This window comes from Pseudomonas sp. VI4.1, from assembly GCF_002029345.1.
In the GTDB taxonomy this organism is placed as follows: Bacteria; Pseudomonadota; Gammaproteobacteria; order Pseudomonadales; family Pseudomonadaceae; genus Aquipseudomonas.
This window is the reverse complement of record NZ_MULM01000109.1, coordinates 14337-30560: the sequence shown is the minus strand read 5'-3', so window position 1 is coordinate 30560 and position 16224 is coordinate 14337. Positions and strand designations below refer to the sequence as shown.

Here is a 16224-nt window from a genome sequence, read left to right as displayed (position 1 = left end):
CCGGCGAAGGTCGTCAACGATAATGCGTGTTTAATGGCTAATCCACGGCGACCATGAAGACGCCTTCGCCGGCAAGCCGGCTCCTACAGGGGGCGGTATCGTGTGACGTCAGCGCAGTTCGGTCAGCGCCCGGATCAACAGATCAATGTCTGCAGCGGTGGTGGTGAGGCCCGGCGTGATGCGAATGCACGGACCGCTCGCGGCCCCGCTGCGCGCGATGGTGAACAGGTTGTAGTCCTTGAGCATCCGCTCGGCCATCGCCTGTTGATCGGCATGCCGGGTAAAGCGCAGGGACGTGATGCCGCAATACAGGCGCGGGTCATCCGGCGTCATGACGTCGATGCCCGACAGTTCGCGTACCGCGCGGACCCAGCGATTGCGCAGGTAATTGAGGCGTGCGCCCTTGGCGGCGGCACCGCCCATGGCCCGGTGCTCCTCGAACACCAGTGGCAGGGTCAGCAGCGCCGGGACGTTGGGCGTGCTATGGGGCGTGCGGGCGCGAATGTCGGTGGCCGGGAAATGCATTTCGCGCCCATGTCCGGGTCGATGTCGGCCAGGCGCTCGGGGCTGATGTAGATAAAACCGAGGGTCAGCGGCGCGCCGATCCATTTGTGCAGGTTGTAACCCGCGAAGGCGATGCCCAGGTCGTCGAGATCGAACTCGATCTGGCCCAGGGCATGGGCACCGTCGAGGATGACATCGACCGCGTACTCCCTGGCCGCTGCGGCAATCGCCTTCACTGGCATCACCAGGCCAGTGCGATGGGTGACGTGGGTCAGCGCCATCAGTTTGAGGCGCGGATAACGCACGAAGGCGTCGCGGTAGGCGGCCAGCACACTGTCGAAACTGGCAGGGTGGCCGTGTTCAATCTCGATCACCTCGACGCCGCGATGGCGTGCCAGCCAACGCATGGCGCCTTTGACCGTGTCGTATTCCAGATCGCAGATCAGTACCTGGTCGCCCGGCTTGAGGCGGTTGTAGTTGCGGATCAACGATTGCAAGCCGTCCGAAGCGTTGCGGGTGAGGGCGACGGAGTCGGCGGGTACGCCGACCAGCCCGGCCACTTGCGCACGGATTTCCAGGCTTTCGTGCTGATCGAAACGTTGGCGCACGTGCACCGAGTTGCTGCGGTTGATGAGTTCGATATTGCGCTGATACTCCTCGACCACCGTGCGCGACATGCGCCCGAAGTAACCGTTCTCCAGATTGACCGGGCCGTGTTCGACAGCGTAGCGGTCGGCAAACGTCAGCCAGAAGGCTTCATCACGGGCGCGGCGGGTGTTATCGGGCATGGGCTACTCAATCAGGGGCAGGTGAGCGGTTGGTTTCAGTGCCGGGGGGCAGGTTTGCCATGTTTGGCGCGAAGCGGTTCGAGCAGCTCCGACAGGCCGTTGTGATCGATTTCCTGCATCAGGGCCAGCAAACCACCCAGTTCACCGTGGGGGAAACCTTCCCGGGCGAACCAGTTCAGGTATTGGCCGGGCAGGTCGGCAATGATTCGACCCTTGTATTTGCCGAAGGGCATTTCTCGGGTTACCAGCAGTTCGAGCTTTTCAGGATTCATCTATCGGCCGTCAGGATTCAGTCAGTCTGGAAAATACAGGCATTCTGCATGCAGGCCAAATGACAGATCATGCAAAAAACGCGGACACAGATTTTACGATTAAACATAACTATCTGAAATATAAGAAATAACTAATCAATTCAAAGCTGGCATGCAGGGTGCAACAGCTATTGCATCTTTCATCAACCCGCGAGGAATTGAAAATGACCGATATGAATAAAGAAGCCATCTCTGTACTCAACGACCTGATTGAAACCAGCAAGGACGGTCAGGAAGGGTTCAAGACGTGCGCTGAAGACATCAAGAATCCGGAACTGAAATCGCTGTTCGTGCAGCGTTCCGCCGACTGTGCTACCGCGGCTTCCGAACTGCAAGCCGCCGTGCGTTCGATGGGCGGTGATCCGGAAACCTCCACCAGTGTCAGCGGTGACCTGCACCGTCGCTGGGTCGACGTGAAGTCCATGTTCACCGGCAAGGATGAAGAAGCCGTGCTGAACGAAGCCGAGCGCGGTGAAGACCATGCGCTGAAGGCTTACAAAGAAGCCCTGGAAAAAATCAACAAGCACAACCTGGTGGGTATTCGTGACCTGGTTGAACGTCAGTACCATGGCGTGCAACGCAATCACGATCAGGTGAAAGCCCTGCGCAACCAGGCTCGCGCGCGCTCGTAAGCGCCCATAGCCTGTCAAAAGCGCCAGCCAGTCTGGCGTTTTTTTGTGTCTGGTATTTAGCGCTGGACGGGGTATAGATAGCTAGCTAATAATTTGTTTTTCAAGTTACCCCACCGATCACGTCTATCGTTAAATCGTTCCTTCCAAGAGTGTTTTTAGTGCCTATCACTTTGCAGGCTTTGTTTGCGCCTGACCGCCGCGCCCTACAATTCGCGATCAAGACCTTGCTCGGTGGCGGCCTGGCCCTGTGGCTGGCATTGCGCTGGGGACTGGAGCAACCGGCCTGGGCGCTGATGACCGCCTTCATCGTCGCCCAACCCTTGTCCGGGATGGTGGTGCAGAAGGGGCTGGCGCGTCTGCTGGGCACCCTGGTCGGGACGATCATGTCGGTGGTGTTCATGGGGTTGTTTGCCCAGACGCCCTGGCTGTTTCTTTTGGCCTTGGCGTTGTGGCTCGGTCTGTGTACGGCCAGTTCGACGATGTTGCGCAGTGCCTGGTCCTATTCATTTGTACTGGCCGGTTATACGGTGGCGATCATCGCCTTGCCGGCCATTGCCCATCCGCTGACGGTGTTTGACCAAGCCGTGGCTCGCTGTACGGAAATCTGCCTGGGCATTCTGTGCGCCACCGCCACCAGTGCGCTGCTGTGGCCGATGCGGGTGGAACAGCAGCTGACGGATCAGGCGCGGGCGGCGTGGCAGAGCGGGATGAATGCCGCTCGAGCCACCCTGGCCGGCGACGGCCAGGCGCGCAAAGGCCTGCTGGAGATCCTCGGCAGGATCGTAGCGGTGGATGCCCAGCGCGAACATGCCTGGTTTGAAGGCAGTCTTGGCCGTCAGCGCGCGCGCTCGATCAGTGGCTTGAGCCAGAAGCTGTTGATGTTGCTGCGCATCGCCCGTTCGGTGCGCCGGCAGTGGAAGCAGCTGGAACCGCAAGAGGCCGGGCAACTGATGCCGTGGATGAGCGAAGTCCAGGCGGCGCTCGCCCATGCGGATAATGCCACGCTGCAAGCCTTGCGCCCGAGGTTGCTCGATGCCACCCATGACCCGCTGATCAGTTCTGCGCAAAGTTTCTGCCTGGCTCGTTTTGCCTTGCTGCTCGATACCGCGCTGGCGGCGAGCGCGGCGCTGAAGGCGGTGGAGGAGGGCAAGGAAACGGTCGATCCGCCGCGAACCCTGGCCCCGCATCGTGACCTGTCATTGGCGCTGGTATTCGGCGCCCGCAGCGCCTTGGCGTTTCTGGTGGTGTCATGCTTCTGGCTGGCGACCGCCTGGCCCGCCGCCTCGGGTGCGTTGCTGCTGACCTGTGTGGTGTGCAGCCTGTTTGCCAGCCGCGAAAACGGCGCGCAGATCGGCATGAGTTTCATGCGCGGGATTTTCCTGGCCATTCCGGCGGCGTTTTGCGTCGGGCAGATTCTGCTGCCGCAATGGAGCAGCTTTGCCATGCTCTGTCTCGGAATGGGCGTGCCGTTATTCTTCGGTGCGCTGGGCATGGCCAAACCGCAGATTGGTGCCACGGCGACCTCGTTCTGCCTGCACTTCATTGTGCTTATCTCGCCGCTCAACGCGATGAAGTTCGATGTCGCGACGTTCTTCAACAGTGCCCAGGCCATGGTGATCGGTGTCGGCGCGGCGGTGCTGGCTTTCCGGCTATTGATCCTGCGCAATCCGACGTGGCATGGCCGCCGTCTGCTGGTGGCGACGCTTCACGATCTGGTCCGCCTGACCCGGCGCAATCTGCGCGGGGCCGAAAGCTGGTTCGGTGGACGCATGGCCGATCGTTTGTTGCAACTGGCGCGACACTATCCCGAATTGCCGGAACCGGCGCGCAGCCGCTGGGATGACGGGCTGCTGGGGCTGGACATCGGCGACGAACTGCTGCATTTGCGCTTGAGCCTGGCGGTGGCGCAGGCACCGGTCAGTGCGGCGCAACGGCGCTACCTCGATCAATTGGAAAAAGTCCTCGAGCAAGGCCCGGCTGGCAGTCGCGCCGATGTGCTGGAACAACCCAGCGCAGAATTCTTGAACACCTTGTACGCGTTGCCCCCCAGCGATGCGGTGAAATTGGCCCAGGGCGCAGTGCTGCAGTTGCAGAACAGCTGGCGTGCCTGGTGCCGTCAACAGGAGGAAAGTAATGGGCTTGCGTGAGTGGTCGATGGGGGGTGTGCTACTCAGCCCGTTTCTGATTTATGTGCTGCTGGCGCTGCTGGTGACCGGCGGCTTGCGCCTGTTGTTGCGCCTGACGCCGGTCGGCCGCTGGATCTGGCACGAAGCATTATTCGATTGCGCCTTGTACGTCTGTGTATTGACCCTGATCACCGTCGTCCTCGGACCTTTATAAGGAGTTGAACATGCGTACATCCGTACGTGTAGCCGTCACCCTGTGCCTGGTGGTGGTGGCGATCTTTGCCGGTTTCCATTTGTGGCAGTACTACATGTTGACGCCCTGGACCCGCGACGCGCGGATCCGCGCCGACGTGGTGGTCATCGCCCCCGACGTGTCGGGCTGGGTGCGTGAACTCAAGGTGTTCGACAATCAGCAGGTCAAGGCCGGCGATCTGTTGCTGAGCATCGACCGCGACCGCTTCGAAGCCGCGCTGGAAAAAGCGCAAGCGGTGGTCCAGACCCGTCAGCAACAACTCAATCTGCGAGAGCGCGAAGCCAGTCGCCGCGCCAGCCTCGGGCCGCAAGCGATCAGTGCCGAGCTGCGGGAGAATGCGCAAATCAACGCCGGCATCGCCCGTGGCGAACTGCGCGAAGCCCAGGCCGAAGCCAAGGTCGCGCAGCTCAACCTGGACCGCAGCCAGGTCCATGCGCCGCGCAGCGGCCATATCACCAACCTGCGCCTGGCCCAGGGCAACTATGTGAACGCCGGACAACCGGTGATGGCGCTGATCGACGACTCGACGTTTTATGTGCAGGCGTATTTCGAGGAAACCAAACTGCCGCGGATTCGTGTCGGCGACCCGGTGAAGGTCTGGTTGATGAGCGCCGGGGAGGCGCTGGAGGGGCACGTGGAAAGCATCAGTCGCGGGATTACCGACCGCAACACCACGCCGGATGGGCAGTTGCTGGCGGAGGTGGAGCCGACGTTCAACTGGGTCAGGCTGGCCCAGCGGATTCCGGTGCGGATCAAGCTGGACAAGGTGCCGCAGGGGATCAATATGAGTTCGGGGATGACCGCGAGTGTGCAGGTGCAGGAAGGGCCGTAAGATCAAAAGATCGCAGCCTGCGGCAGCTCCTGCGGGGTTTTGTGTACACCCGTAGCAGCCAGGCTGCCGGCGAAGGCGATCTCAAGGACGCCTTCGCCGGCAAGCCTGGCTCCTACAGACCGGCGATCTTAGCCGATGCTGATTGCCGGCAGGGTCGGCAACGTCACGGTCTGCTGCTTGCGTGGCGCCAGGATCTCCGCCTCGCCGTCCACCACCAGCTCATCGCGCTGGTTGAACACGCGAGTGGCAATCCGCACTCGAAACTTCGGCAGTTTCTCGAGAATCTCCAGGCGTACGGTCAGGGTATCGCCAATCTTCACCGGCTTCTGAAAGCTCATCTGCTGGCCGATATAAATAGTCCCCGGCCCAGGCAGCTCGCAGGCCACGGCCGCGCTGATCAGCGCGCCGCTGAACATGCCGTGGGCGATGCGCTCCTTGAACATGGTGCCGGCGGCGTATTCAGCGTCCAGGTGTACCGGGTTGTGATCGCCGGACATCGCGGCGAATAACTGAATGTCGCGCTCTTCGACCGTCTTGCTGTAGCTGGCGGTCTGGCCGACTTCAAGGGCTTCGTAAGGGGTGTTGGTAACCTGGGTCATCTGCTTCAATTCCTGTGACAAATTAAAAAATCCACAAAAAACTATTCGGATCTGGGTGGCCGTCGATGGCTCAGCGCCTGGGCGATCCAGTTCAGTACATCGGCAATCACTTCATCACGGTTGCTCTCGTTGAACAGTTCATGCCGTGCCTGCGGGTAAATGTTCAGTTGCAGGTTCTGGCTACCGGCGGCGCGCAACGCGTGAGCCAGATCCTTGAGACGCTTGCCTTCACTCACCGGATCACATTCGCCGCCCATCACCAGCAGTGGCAGGCCCGGATCGATCTGGGCGAGATTGGACGCTTTGCTGATTTGCTGCAAGCCGCCAAGCAGATCGATCCAGAACTGGTTGGTGCAGCGAAAGCCGCAAAGCGGGTCGCTGGCGTACTTGTCGACCTCGGCCGGATCGCGACTGAGCCAGTCGAACGGTGTGCGCACCGGTTTGAATTTGTTGTTGAACGAGCCGAATGACAACCATTCGATCAAGGCGCTGCGGCCCTTGGGGCCCTGGCGCAACCGTTCGAGTCGGGCGATCTGGCGGGCCGCTCGATAAAGCGCCACCGGCTGGAAGTTCGAACCGCTGAGGATGGCGCCGTGCAGGCTGGCACTGTGGTGCAGCAGATACGCCTGGGCGATGTAGCTGCCCATGCTGTGACCCAACAAGATGATCGGCACGCCGGGATGGTGTTGACCGATGTGCTGGTTGAGGCTGGCCAGGTCGCCAACCACCTTGCACCAGCCATCGTCGTCGGCGAAATGCCCCAGGGTCCCGTTTTCGGCAGTTTTGCCATGTCCACGCAGGTCCGGTGCATACACGCCGTAGCCCTGCTCACAGCATTTTTCCGCCAGGCGGGCGTAGCGGGCACTGTGTTCCGCCATGCCGTGGGCCAGCAGGATCACTGCGTTCAAAGGCGCAGCGGGCAGCCACTGATTGACGAAGAGGCGGCTGCGGTCACTCGCGGTCAGCCAGAATGTGTCGTGGATCATGGCGATTCCTTTGCGCTGCAGGTGGCATGGGCGTCGCTGCATTGTATAGCGCATCCGTAGCGTGCCGTCTGAACAGCCCACACCACGGGAGGAAGATTCATACAGTCAATGACGGCTATTGGCATATTTGCCTGATTCGTCATAGCTGCTAGTGTCCGTGAAGCTTCGCTTTTCGCTTTTTGTTTTTCGCTGCTGTTTACAGGAAGGACACAAAAGCGCTCCCGGATAGGCTCAGGTAAAGAGGGCAAGAACAATGCAACCTGATTTCTGGAATGACAAACGCCCGGCCGGCGTGCCCCTGGACATCGACCTGGGGGTCTATAAGTCGGTGATCGAGGTGTTCGAGCGTTCCTGCAAGAAATTTGCTGACCGCCCGGCCTTCAGCAATATGGGGATCACCCTGACCTACGCCGAACTGGAACGCTACAGCGCAGCGTTCGCCGGTTACCTGCAAGCCCACACCGACCTGGTGCCTGGGGACCGCATCGCGGTGCAGATGCCCAACGTCCTGCATTACCCGATTGCCGTGTTCGGCGCCTTGCGCGCCGGGCTCATCGTGGTCAACACCAACCCGCTGTACACCGCGCGGGAGATGCGTCATCAATTCAAGGACTCCGGCGCCCGGGCGCTGGTGTACCTGAACATGTTCGGGCAGAAGGTCCAGGAAGTGCTGGCCGACACCGACATCCAGTACCTGATCGAAGCGAAGATGGGCGACCTGATGCCCGCCGCCAAGGGCTGGCTGGTCAATACCCTGGTGAGCAAGGTGAAGAAAATGGTCCCAGCCTATTCCTTGCCCCAGGCCGTTTCCTTCAAGAGCGCGCTGCGCCTGGGCCGGGGCCTGGGCATCAAGCCGCTGAATGCCGGTCTGGACGACATCGCCGTGCTGCAATACACCGGCGGCACCACCGGCCTGGCCAAGGGCGCGATGCTGACCCATGGCAACCTGGTCGCCAACATGCAGCAGGCGCGTGCCTGCCTGGGGCAGTTCGGCACCGATGGTCAACCCCTGCTGCGCGAAGGGCAGGAGGTGATGATCGCGCCATTGCCGCTGTACCATATCTATGCCTTTACGGCGAACTGCATGTGCATGATGGTGACCGGCAACCATAACGTGCTGATCACCAATCCGCGGGACATCGGCGGCTTCATCAAGGAGTTGAAGAACTGGCGGTTTTCGGCGCTGCTGGGGCTCAACACGCTGTTTGTCGCGCTGATGGACCATCCCGACTTCAAGACCCTGGATTTCTCCGGCCTCAAACTCACCAACTCCGGCGGTACCGCGCTGGTCAAGGCCACCGCCGAGCGCTGGGAGCAGTTGACCGGTTGCCGCATCACCGAAGGTTACGGCCTGACCGAAACCTCGCCGGTGGCCTGCACCAATCCGTACGGCACCCAGTCGCGCATCGGCACGGTCGGCCTGCCGGTGCCGGGTACCACGCTGAAGGTGATCAACGATGAAGGCGTCGAGCAGGCCTTGGGCGAGCGCGGCGAACTGTGTATCAAGGGCCCGCAGATCATGAAGGGTTATTGGCAGAAGCCCGAAGCCACCGCCGAAGTGCTGGATGCCGAAGGCTGGTTCAAGTCGGGTGACATCGCGGTGATCGACCCGGATGGTTTCGTGCGCATCGTCGACCGCAAGAAAGACATGATCATCGTCTCGGGTTTCAACGTGTACCCCAACGAGATCGAGGACGTGATGATGGCCCACCCGAAAGTTGCCAACTGCGCGGTGATCGGCGTGCCGGACGAGCGGTCGGGGGAGGCGGTGAAGCTGTTCGTGGTCGCCCGGGAATCAGGTGTCAGCCTTGAAGAACTCAAGGCCTACTGCAAGGAAAACTTCACGGCGTACAAAGTGCCCAAGCACATTGTGTTGCGTGAGTCGTTGCCGATGACGCCGGTGGGCAAGATCCTGCGGCGGGAGTTGCGGGATATCGCCTGATCATTGAATGGCCGCGCATTGCGCGGGTCGCTGCAGGAGCGAGCTTGCTCGCGAAGGTCGTGAACGATATCGCGTAAACCAGATGCCCAGCGGTGGTCTCGAGTTTTTCGCGAGCAAGCTCGCTCCTACAGTCTTTGCCTGAAGCCAATATTTACAGGGCTTTCAGCGACTTATAGGTTTTTTGCTCTAAAATGACTGCTTGATGCTCTTGAGTCATTAATGTGACCGTAGAGCCCGCTTTTGGCTCTAGTCGACCCTCGGCAAAGCTGCTACTCTCGGCCCGCTTTGTGACCTCTCGGCCTAAGAAAAAAGCCAGACTCACCAACAAAATAGACACCAAAAACATACACCAATAATAATCGCATCAAATGCGGTGATGAATTCGCGTTGCTGAGGAGTGGGCTTCCATGATCGAAGACTTTTGGAAGGATAAGTACCCTGCCGGGATTGCTGTCGAAATCAATCCAGACGAGTATCCGAATATTCAGGCGGTATTGAAGCGGTCCTGCCAACGCTTTGCCGACAAACCGGCGTTCAGCAACCTGGGCAAGACAATCACCTACGGTGAACTGTACGAACTGTCGGGTGCCTTTGCCGCTTACCTGCAACAGCATACCGACTTGCAGCCTGGCGATCGAATCGCCGTGCAATTGCCCAACCTCCTGCAGTACCCGGTCGCTGTCTTCGGCGCCATCCGCGCCGGGCTGATCGTGGTCAATACCAACCCGCTGTACACCGCGCGGGAGATGGAACACCAATTCAACGACTCCGGTGCCAAGGCCCTGGTCTGCCTGGCCAACATGGCGCACCTGGCCCAGGCCGTCGTGCCGAAAACCGGCGTCAGGCACGTGATCGTCACCGAAGTGGCCGACCTGCTGCCGCCGCTCAAGCGCCTGCTGGTCAACAGCGTCATCAAGTACGTGAAGAAGATGGTCCCGGCGTATCACTTGCCCAAGGCCATCAAGTTCAACGACGTGCTGAGCAAGGGCCACGGCCAGCCAGTGGCTGAAGCCAACCCGGCGAGCAGCGACGTTGCGGTGCTGCAATACACCGGCGGCACCACCGGCATCGCCAAGGGTGCGATGCTGACCCATCGCAACCTGGTGGCGAACATGCTGCAGTGCAAGGCGCTGATGGGGTCCAACCTCAACGAAGGCTGCGAGATCCTGATCACGCCGCTGCCGCTGTACCACATCTATGCCTTCACCTTTCATTGCATGGCGATGATGCTGATCGGCAACCACAACATCCTGATCAGCAACCCGCGCGACCTGACGGCGATGGTCAAGGAACTGTCGAAGTGGAAATTCAGCGGCTTCGTCGGCCTGAACACTCTGTTCGTCGCCCTGTGCAACAACGAAGGCTTCCGCAAGCTCGATTTCTCGGCGCTGAAAATCACCCTGTCGGGCGGCATGGCCCTGCAGCTGGCGGCGGCCGAGCGCTGGAAAGCGGTCACCGGTTGTGCCATCTGCGAAGGGTACGGCATGACCGAAACCAGCCCGGTGGCCACGGTCAATCCGATCCAGAACATCCAGATCGGCACCATCGGCATTCCGGTGCCGTCGACCTTGTGCAAAATCATCGATGACGCTGGCGTTGAACGGCCGTTGGGCGAAATCGGCGAACTGTGCGTGAAGGGTCCGCAGGTCATGAAAGGCTACTGGCAGCGTCAGGAAGCCACCGATGAAATCCTCGACAGCGAAGGCTGGTTGAAGACCGGGGACATCGCGGTGATCCAGCCTGATGGCTACATGCGTATCGTCGATCGCAAGAAAGACATGATCCTGGTGTCCGGTTTCAACGTGTACCCGAACGAGCTCGAAGACGTGCTGGCGACCTTGCCGGGTGTGCTGCAATGCGCGGCCATCGGCGTGCCGGACGAGAAGTCGGGCGAGGCGATCAAGATTTTCATCGTCGCCAAGCCGGGCGTGACCCTGACCAAGGAACAGGTGATGGAGCACATGCGCGCCAATGTCACTGGCTACAAGGTTCCACGGTCTGTCGAGTTCCGCGATGCGCTGCCGACCACCAACGTCGGCAAGATCCTGCGTCGCGAGTTGCGCGACGAAGAGCTGAAGAAGCTGGCTGCGAAGAAGGTCAGCGCGTAAAAACAAAAAGCCCCGCAAATGCGGGGTTTTTTTTATCTGGCCGGAAAACTTCAGCGCCTGTCAGGCCGCCTTCGCGAGCAAGCCCGCTCCCACATGTTTGACCGGGTTCCTTCAGTAGGAATGCGGTCACCTGTGGGAGCGGGCTTGCTCGCGAAGCTTTTGTTTTTGCTCTTAGAGGCGGAACTGCGCGAAATTGACGTTGGTGCCCGCCGGGCGCATGTCCTGCAAGTACGAATCCTTGTCTGCACTCAGTTCCAGGCTCAACGCAGCCTTGCGCTTGCCCTGGTTGCGCACCACCAGGCCTTCGAGCTTCTCGCGCAGGAACACCGTCGGCACTTTCAAATGCAACAGTTCGTCGGTATCCGGGGTGTGCATCAGCAGGTGAATCCATTCGTACTGACCGACGGCCAGGCGCGCGACCGGGATATCGAACCACCAGATGTTGCGATTGCGGTTCAATTCAGTGAAGTGGCAGTTGTTGACGCCAAGCACAGCACCGCCGAGTTCCTGGTTTCTGCGGGCAATGGCCTGCTTTTTATCGAGTTTCATAACATTCCTACGGGATTGGATCTTCAGCGCCAAGGCCTGAATACGTTGCGCATTCTCGGGGGTTGATCGGCAAACATAAAGCCCAACCTGCACTGAACGATGAAATGTCGCGGTAAAAATAAATGAAACTCCGCGTAAACGCCTCCGGTCAATCTTTGTGTAACTACTTTCCCGTTCGATTGTTCACAGGAGAAACACCATGGGCAGCACTGGCGATAAAGTAAAAGGCATGGCCAACGAAGCCGCCGGCAACGTCAAGCAAGGCGTCGGCAAGGCCACCGGTAACGACAAAATGCGCGCCGAAGGCGTGGTGCAGGAAAAGAAAGGCGAAGCTCAGCAAGCGGTGGGCAAAGCCAAGGACGCGCTCAAGAAAGGTATCGACAAGGCTTGAATGGGCCTTTGACGATGATCAGGAACGGCCATCTACGGATGGCCGTTTTTGTGTCAGCCTGAACTTGCGCCGGAAAATTGTTTCAAAGTCGCCAATTAGGCTACTTTGATCTAGAAAAACGGCCCCTGAGGCGCCACGACTTCACCCATTGAGCGGCGAATGGAGACGCTTATGATTTTCCCGGACATGAAAGGTCTGCCCATCCACCGCGTGATGGTGCGCACCGTCACCGAGTTCGTCGACGACGAGATGTCGACCTATGCCTCGGCGCTGGCCTATCAAATGCTGTTCTCGCTGTTCCCCTTCATTCTGTTCCTGATCGCCCTGATCGGTTTCCTGCACCTGCCGGACTTCTTCTCCTGGCTGCGCCTGCAATCGGAGCTGGTCCTGCCGCCCCAGGCATTGGAACAGGTGAATCCGGTGATCGACCAACTCCAGCAATCCAAGGGTGGTTTGCTGTCGGTGGGTATCGTGATTGCCCTGTGGACGGCGTCTGCCGGTGTACGGCTGATGATGAGCGCGATGAACGCCGCCTACGACGTGGTCGAAGGCCGTCCGGCGTGGAAACGTTTCCCGCTGTCGATCATCTACACCATCGGCATCGCCGGCATGCTGTTGATCGCCGCCGCGCTGATGGTGCTCGGGCCGCAGGTGATGGGCTGGATCGCGTCGCAAGTCGGCCTTGAAGACTTCATCGTCATTCTCTGGACCATCGCCCGCTGGCCGGTGGTGGTGGTCCTGCTGATGGTGGCGGTGGCGCTGATTTATTACGTCATGCCCGACGTCAAGCAGGAGTTTCGCTTTATCACGCCGGGATCGGTGCTGGCAGTGGTGGTGTGGATCCTCGCCTCCTTGGGCTTCGGGCTGTACGTCAAGGAGTTCGCCAACTACAACGCCATGTATGGCAGTATCGGTGCGATCATCGTGCTATTGCTGTACTTCTATATTTCCGCCGCGGTGCTGTTGCTGGGCGCCGAGATGAATGCAGTGATCGAGCACATGTCGACCGAGGGCAAGAATGATGGCGAAAAAGTCCCCGGCGAACTCGACCACGAACCCAAACACCACGTTTCGGGACTGGGTCGGGACCACTCGATCAAGCCCACCACTGACGAAGTCACCAAATGATCCGTGAAATCCTGAAAATGGGCGATGAACGCCTGCTGCGCATTGCCCCGCCGGTCCCGGCTGAAATGTTCGACAGCCCCGAGCTGTGGCAACTGATCGACGACATGTTCCAAACCATGGAAAGCGTCGGCGGTGTTGGCCTGGCCGCGCCGCAGATCGGCGTCGACCTGCAACTGGTGATCTTCGGTTTCGAGCACAGCGAGCGCTACCCGGACGCCGAAGCGGTACCGCAGACCATTCTGATCAATCCGCTGATCACGCCGTTGAGCCCATTCCTCGAAGAGGGATTCGAAGGCTGCCTGTCGGTACCCGGCATGCGCGGCGCGGTGGATCGTTACCGGCAGATTCGCTACGAAGGAGTCGATCCCAAGGGGCAGCCGATCTTGCGCATCGCCGAGGGCTTCCATGCGCGAGTGGTGCAGCATGAATGCGATCACCTGATCGGTCGGTTGTATCCGTCGCGCATTACCGATTTCAGCAAGTTCGGGTTTACCGAAGTGATGTTTCCGGAGCTGGATCCGGCTGCGGACGATTAAACCGAGACCACCACAAAACCACACAGGGGGATCTTCATCAGCCATTAACTTTTATTCGCCTCCAGACCCATGGCAATCATCGGTTTGCTGCGCGCGTAACGGCTCAACCGTTCGACCAGGGCGTAAGGCATTGGCGGATCGAAGACAAAGCCACGCCGCTCGTAAAAGCCACGCAAGTCCGGATGGCAGAACAACCAGACCGGGCTGTCGAGTCCTTTGACCGCTTCGGCAATCAACGCAGCGGCAATGCCCTGCTCCCGGCAGGCCGGATCAATGAACAACCCCGTCAACCAATGCCCGCCCGAGACCGGCCGCAAACACAGCGCACCCACGATATCGTCGCGCCTGGCGACCCACAGTCGAGCATCGCGGACCGCTTTCATCGACGATTGATGGGCGCGATAGAACTTGTTCATCAACGGCCATAATGGCTCGTCGAGCAAGGTGTACTGGATGCTAGGCATGATCTTCGACTGTCGGTGCGCAAAGCGGGCGATTATAAAAGAACGCGGGCGCGAGGATAGGTGTATACCTGATCTCACATCCCGTATGAGTGGAGTACGTATCATGGCCAAAGGCATGGATTCAAAAAAAGCGGCAAAGAAGAAACCGGCGAAAACCGCCGATGAAAAGCGCGCGGACAAGAAGGCCAAGAAGGTGGATGTGTTCGGGCACTGATATGCAGGCTACACAGCTAACGCGATAGTCCTGGCCCCCCGTCGCCCCTGTAGGAGCCAGCTTGCTGGCGAATGCGTATCCATGGGCGATGCAATGGTCGAGGTCGCCTTCGCTGGCAAGTCGGATTGCCGCACCGCAGCTCCAACAGGGCGATGATCTAACCGAAAATAAGCTGCAAGATTTTCCTGCGCCATTGCACCGAAGGGCAAGCCTGACTGCGCCGATGGTCGAACCTGTCATTTCTGTCAGTAGACAGACCATGGCAAAAACTGAACTCTGTTCGTGCTCGCGCTGGGTCTTCTCAGCGCTTTCAGGAACGGAGTTTTTTTTCATGAAAGCCATAGGGTTCGTTGACTGCATTGCGTTATGCCTCGGCCTGGGTGCGCTGTTCTATTTTTATGCCAATCAGGCGTCGGGCAAGCAGAGCGGGTACGCATTGTTCATTCCCGCGATGACTGCCGAACAAACAGCGGCTATTCAGCTGCAGATCGATCAACAACTCAGTCGAAAACCCGCCGGACGCCAGGTCAGTGCCACTCAAGTGGTTTATGACAACGGTGCCGTCGTGATGACATTCCCGGTGCCCGGTGACGCCAATCCGACTGACCCCATCTGTGACTATGGCTATTTTTGTGTCTGGGAGGGCTGGGATTACACGGGCAGGAAATTGTCGCTGGCCAGCACACCGGTCAGCCGTCCCGTTAACCTGGCGGACTTCGACATGAGCCGCCAGGTGTCATCCTGGCAGCATAATAATAAAGCTCACTCCATGAAGGTGTTCGGGGTAGAAGGGCCTGGCGCGAAGGGCAACATGGTCATGAGCAATATCAAGGAAATCGTTCTCGGGAGGGGCTGCTGTCCGTTCAGCATTCCCGAACAGGCCAACACCAAAGGCACCTGGACCGAACTCTATGCCCAGAGCAGGCTGGTCGAGCACAACGACAGGATGGTCAGCGTCGCTTTTTCGCCCTTGTTTATTTTGGTTGCCCAGTAGCTGGCCTTTTGATGTCCGCACCGATCAATGAAACCGACTGACTACCATGGATAGGGTTTAAAGACGACGCTTACCATTGAATTGTCGTATTTCAATGACGATTGAAAATTAAACTCCGGAGGTGGTGCATGCGGGGTTGAGTGCTCGATAGAAAATGGGCAGCACCCGCCTCCAATATGGTCATCCATGGTGTTGGCCATGACCATTTGACCTCCGCCATTTGCTTGCGATGCTCCACCGATGGCTACGTAGAAAAAATTGTTATTATGTTTCCAGGATGAAATTTTGTTGCTCATGTCGTATTGCGCGAGGTTCACGGTGAGTGCACTTTGAGGCGGCTGGCTTCTAAGTGACAATTTTTTTCCCACGTAATTATTATGCTCCCAGAAACACACATAACCAAAGTCGCAGGTCGTGTTTGGGGTGCTTGGTACAGAAAATGTGATCACGGCGTCGCCTTTGTCATAGGCAACCTGAGTTGGGCTGATTTGCTGGCCGCCAGTTTTGAGAAGTAACTGTTTGTCGATTTTCTTCCGAATGTCGATTTTCTGCTGCTTGTTCATCGATGGAGTAAATAAAGTGTACTTGCCTGATGCTTTGGACTCTTGCGCTAAACCGATCAGGGGCATGACCATGCTGGTGATGGCCATGACGCTCGATGCAATTTTACAAACCATTGATACTCTTTTCATATACTGCTCCGGCCTTTTTTGAATTGAAATGCGATAAATAAATGGCATGCGATGCCTCTTCATCGTTCTGGAACGATTGTCTGAAATGACATGAAACACACACCACGCGCTTATTGAAAAACATGAAGCTGAGCAAAGAATCGCCCAAGGCTCGGAAGATATCTACTGGCAGAAG

The 16224-nt window shown here is 58.8% G+C and carries 16 protein-coding genes and 1 pseudogene; 10 read left to right on the top strand and 7 right to left on the bottom strand.

Features of this window, described 5'->3' with window-relative positions:
- Positions 1–108: 108 nt before the first annotated feature.
- Both BZ163_RS06310 and BZ163_RS06305 read right to left on the bottom strand, forming a co-directional pair.
- Positions 109–1292: pseudogene (locus BZ163_RS06310) on the bottom strand (aminotransferase class V-fold PLP-dependent enzyme).
- 35 nt (positions 1293–1327) lie between these two features.
- Positions 1328–1564, bottom strand: coding sequence for a DUF3820 family protein (locus BZ163_RS06305; protein ID WP_128870220.1), 237 nt, complete (start codon positions 1562–1564; stop codon positions 1328–1330).
- A gap of 203 nt (positions 1565–1767) precedes the next feature.
- Here BZ163_RS06305 and BZ163_RS06300 point away from each other — a divergent pair, with 203 nt between their 5' ends.
- The 4 genes from BZ163_RS06300 (at position 1768) to BZ163_RS06285 (ending at position 5446) form a co-directional block, all read left to right on the top strand.
- On the top strand, positions 1768–2235 hold the full coding sequence (locus tag BZ163_RS06300) for a PA2169 family four-helix-bundle protein (RefSeq protein ID WP_128870219.1): 468 nt from the start codon (positions 1768–1770) through the stop codon (positions 2233–2235).
- Positions 2236–2393: 158 nt separating this feature from the next.
- Positions 2394–4382, top strand: coding sequence for an FUSC family protein (locus BZ163_RS06295; protein WP_128870218.1), 1989 nt, complete (start codon positions 2394–2396; stop codon positions 4380–4382).
- On the top strand, positions 4369–4575 hold the full coding sequence (locus BZ163_RS06290; protein ID WP_128870217.1) for a DUF1656 domain-containing protein: 207 nt from the start codon (positions 4369–4371) through the stop codon (positions 4573–4575). Before BZ163_RS06295 ends, BZ163_RS06290 begins: the two co-directional genes overlap by 14 nt.
- Positions 4576–4585: 10 nt before the next feature.
- Positions 4586–5446, top strand: a complete 861-nt coding sequence (locus BZ163_RS06285; protein ID WP_128870216.1) for an HlyD family secretion protein — start codon at positions 4586–4588, stop codon at positions 5444–5446.
- 128 nt (positions 5447–5574) lie between these two features.
- Here the strand turns inward: BZ163_RS06285 and BZ163_RS06280 are convergent, their stop codons facing one another.
- A complete protein-coding gene (locus tag BZ163_RS06280) occupies positions 5575–6045 on the bottom strand; it encodes a MaoC family dehydratase (RefSeq protein WP_128870215.1) in 471 nt (156 codons plus the stop codon).
- A gap of 41 nt (positions 6046–6086) precedes the next feature.
- On the bottom strand, positions 6087–7031 hold the full coding sequence (locus BZ163_RS06275) for an alpha/beta hydrolase (protein ID WP_128870214.1): 945 nt from the start codon (positions 7029–7031) through the stop codon (positions 6087–6089).
- 253 nt (positions 7032–7284) lie between these two features.
- On the opposite strand from BZ163_RS06275, the gene fadD2 reads away from it, so the two are divergent.
- On the top strand, positions 7285–8973 hold the full coding sequence (gene fadD2 / locus BZ163_RS06270) for a long-chain-fatty-acid--CoA ligase FadD2 (protein WP_128870213.1): 1689 nt from the start codon (positions 7285–7287) through the stop codon (positions 8971–8973).
- A 407-nt stretch (positions 8974–9380) separates the two neighbouring features.
- The gene (gene fadD1, locus BZ163_RS06265) at positions 9381–11081 is read left to right on the top strand and encodes a long-chain-fatty-acid--CoA ligase FadD1 (RefSeq protein WP_128870212.1); all 1701 of its coding nucleotides are present in this window, start codon (positions 9381–9383) and stop codon (positions 11079–11081) included.
- Between the two features lie 171 nt (positions 11082–11252).
- On the opposite strand, the gene BZ163_RS06260 is transcribed toward fadD1, so the two are convergent.
- Positions 11253–11630 carry a hypothetical protein gene (locus BZ163_RS06260; protein WP_128870211.1) on the bottom strand — a complete coding sequence of 126 codons (378 nt, stop codon included), beginning with the start codon at positions 11628–11630 and terminating at the stop codon, positions 11253–11255.
- Between the two features lie 199 nt (positions 11631–11829).
- On the opposite strand from BZ163_RS06260, the gene BZ163_RS06255 reads away from it, so the two are divergent.
- The 3 genes from BZ163_RS06255 to def all read left to right on the top strand — a co-directional run bounded on the left by BZ163_RS06255 (position 11830) and on the right by def (position 13685).
- On the top strand, positions 11830–12021 hold the full coding sequence (locus BZ163_RS06255; RefSeq protein WP_128870210.1) for a CsbD family protein: 192 nt from the start codon (positions 11830–11832) through the stop codon (positions 12019–12021).
- 171 nt (positions 12022–12192) lie between these two features.
- Complete coding sequence (locus BZ163_RS06250) at positions 12193–13149, top strand: YihY/virulence factor BrkB family protein (RefSeq protein ID WP_128870222.1); 957 nt, start codon at positions 12193–12195, stop codon at positions 13147–13149.
- Positions 13146–13685: a peptide deformylase gene (gene def, locus BZ163_RS06245; RefSeq protein WP_128870209.1), complete on the top strand. Its 540-nt coding sequence runs from the start codon at positions 13146–13148 to the stop codon at positions 13683–13685. The genes BZ163_RS06250 and def overlap by 4 nt, the downstream gene beginning before the upstream one ends.
- A 44-nt stretch (positions 13686–13729) precedes the next feature.
- Here def and BZ163_RS06240 read toward each other — a convergent pair whose 3' ends face one another.
- A complete protein-coding gene (locus BZ163_RS06240; protein ID WP_128870208.1) occupies positions 13730–14149 on the bottom strand; it encodes a GNAT family N-acetyltransferase in 420 nt (139 codons plus the stop codon).
- A 275-nt stretch (positions 14150–14424) separates the two neighbouring features.
- Between BZ163_RS06240 and BZ163_RS06235 the strand changes: the two genes are divergently transcribed.
- Positions 14425–15357, top strand: coding sequence for a peptidase inhibitor family I36 protein (locus tag BZ163_RS06235; protein ID WP_178110439.1), 933 nt, complete (start codon positions 14425–14427; stop codon positions 15355–15357).
- Between the two features lie 41 nt (positions 15358–15398).
- Here BZ163_RS06235 and BZ163_RS06230 read toward each other — a convergent pair whose 3' ends face one another.
- Positions 15399–16097, bottom strand: coding sequence for a peptidase inhibitor family I36 protein (locus BZ163_RS06230; protein ID WP_168187317.1), 699 nt, complete (start codon positions 16095–16097; stop codon positions 15399–15401).
- Positions 16098–16224: the final 127 nt, after the last annotated feature.

Bases quoted from the DNA above. Each gene is read 5' to 3' on its own strand.
- BZ163_RS06305 (WP_128870220.1), bottom strand. From the start codon at position 1,564: ATGAATCCTGAAAAGCTCGAACTGCTGGTAACCCGAGAAATGCCCTTC.
- fadD1 (WP_128870212.1), top strand. From the start codon at position 9,381: ATGATCGAAGACTTTTGGAAGGATAAGTACCCTGCCGGGATTGCTGTC.
- BZ163_RS06260 (WP_128870211.1), bottom strand. From the start codon at position 11,630: ATGAAACTCGATAAAAAGCAGGCCATTGCCCGCAGAAACCAGGAACTC.
- def (WP_128870209.1), top strand. From the start codon at position 13,146: ATGATCCGTGAAATCCTGAAAATGGGCGATGAACGCCTGCTGCGCATT.
- BZ163_RS06275 (WP_128870214.1), bottom strand. From the start codon at position 7,031: ATGATCCACGACACATTCTGGCTGACCGCGAGTGACCGCAGCCGCCTC.
- BZ163_RS06230 (WP_168187317.1), bottom strand. From the start codon at position 16,097: ATGCCATTTATTTATCGCATTTCAATTCAAAAAAGGCCGGAGCAGTAT.
- BZ163_RS06285 (WP_128870216.1), top strand. From the start codon at position 4,586: ATGCGTACATCCGTACGTGTAGCCGTCACCCTGTGCCTGGTGGTGGTG.
- BZ163_RS06255 (WP_128870210.1), top strand. From the start codon at position 11,830: ATGGGCAGCACTGGCGATAAAGTAAAAGGCATGGCCAACGAAGCCGCC.
- BZ163_RS06250 (WP_128870222.1), top strand. From the start codon at position 12,193: ATGATTTTCCCGGACATGAAAGGTCTGCCCATCCACCGCGTGATGGTG.
- BZ163_RS06240 (WP_128870208.1), bottom strand. From the start codon at position 14,149: ATGCCTAGCATCCAGTACACCTTGCTCGACGAGCCATTATGGCCGTTG.
- BZ163_RS06280 (WP_128870215.1), bottom strand. From the start codon at position 6,045: ATGACCCAGGTTACCAACACCCCTTACGAAGCCCTTGAAGTCGGCCAG.
- BZ163_RS06300 (WP_128870219.1), top strand. From the start codon at position 1,768: ATGACCGATATGAATAAAGAAGCCATCTCTGTACTCAACGACCTGATT.
- fadD2 (WP_128870213.1), top strand. From the start codon at position 7,285: ATGCAACCTGATTTCTGGAATGACAAACGCCCGGCCGGCGTGCCCCTG.
- BZ163_RS06290 (WP_128870217.1), top strand. From the start codon at position 4,369: ATGGGCTTGCGTGAGTGGTCGATGGGGGGTGTGCTACTCAGCCCGTTT.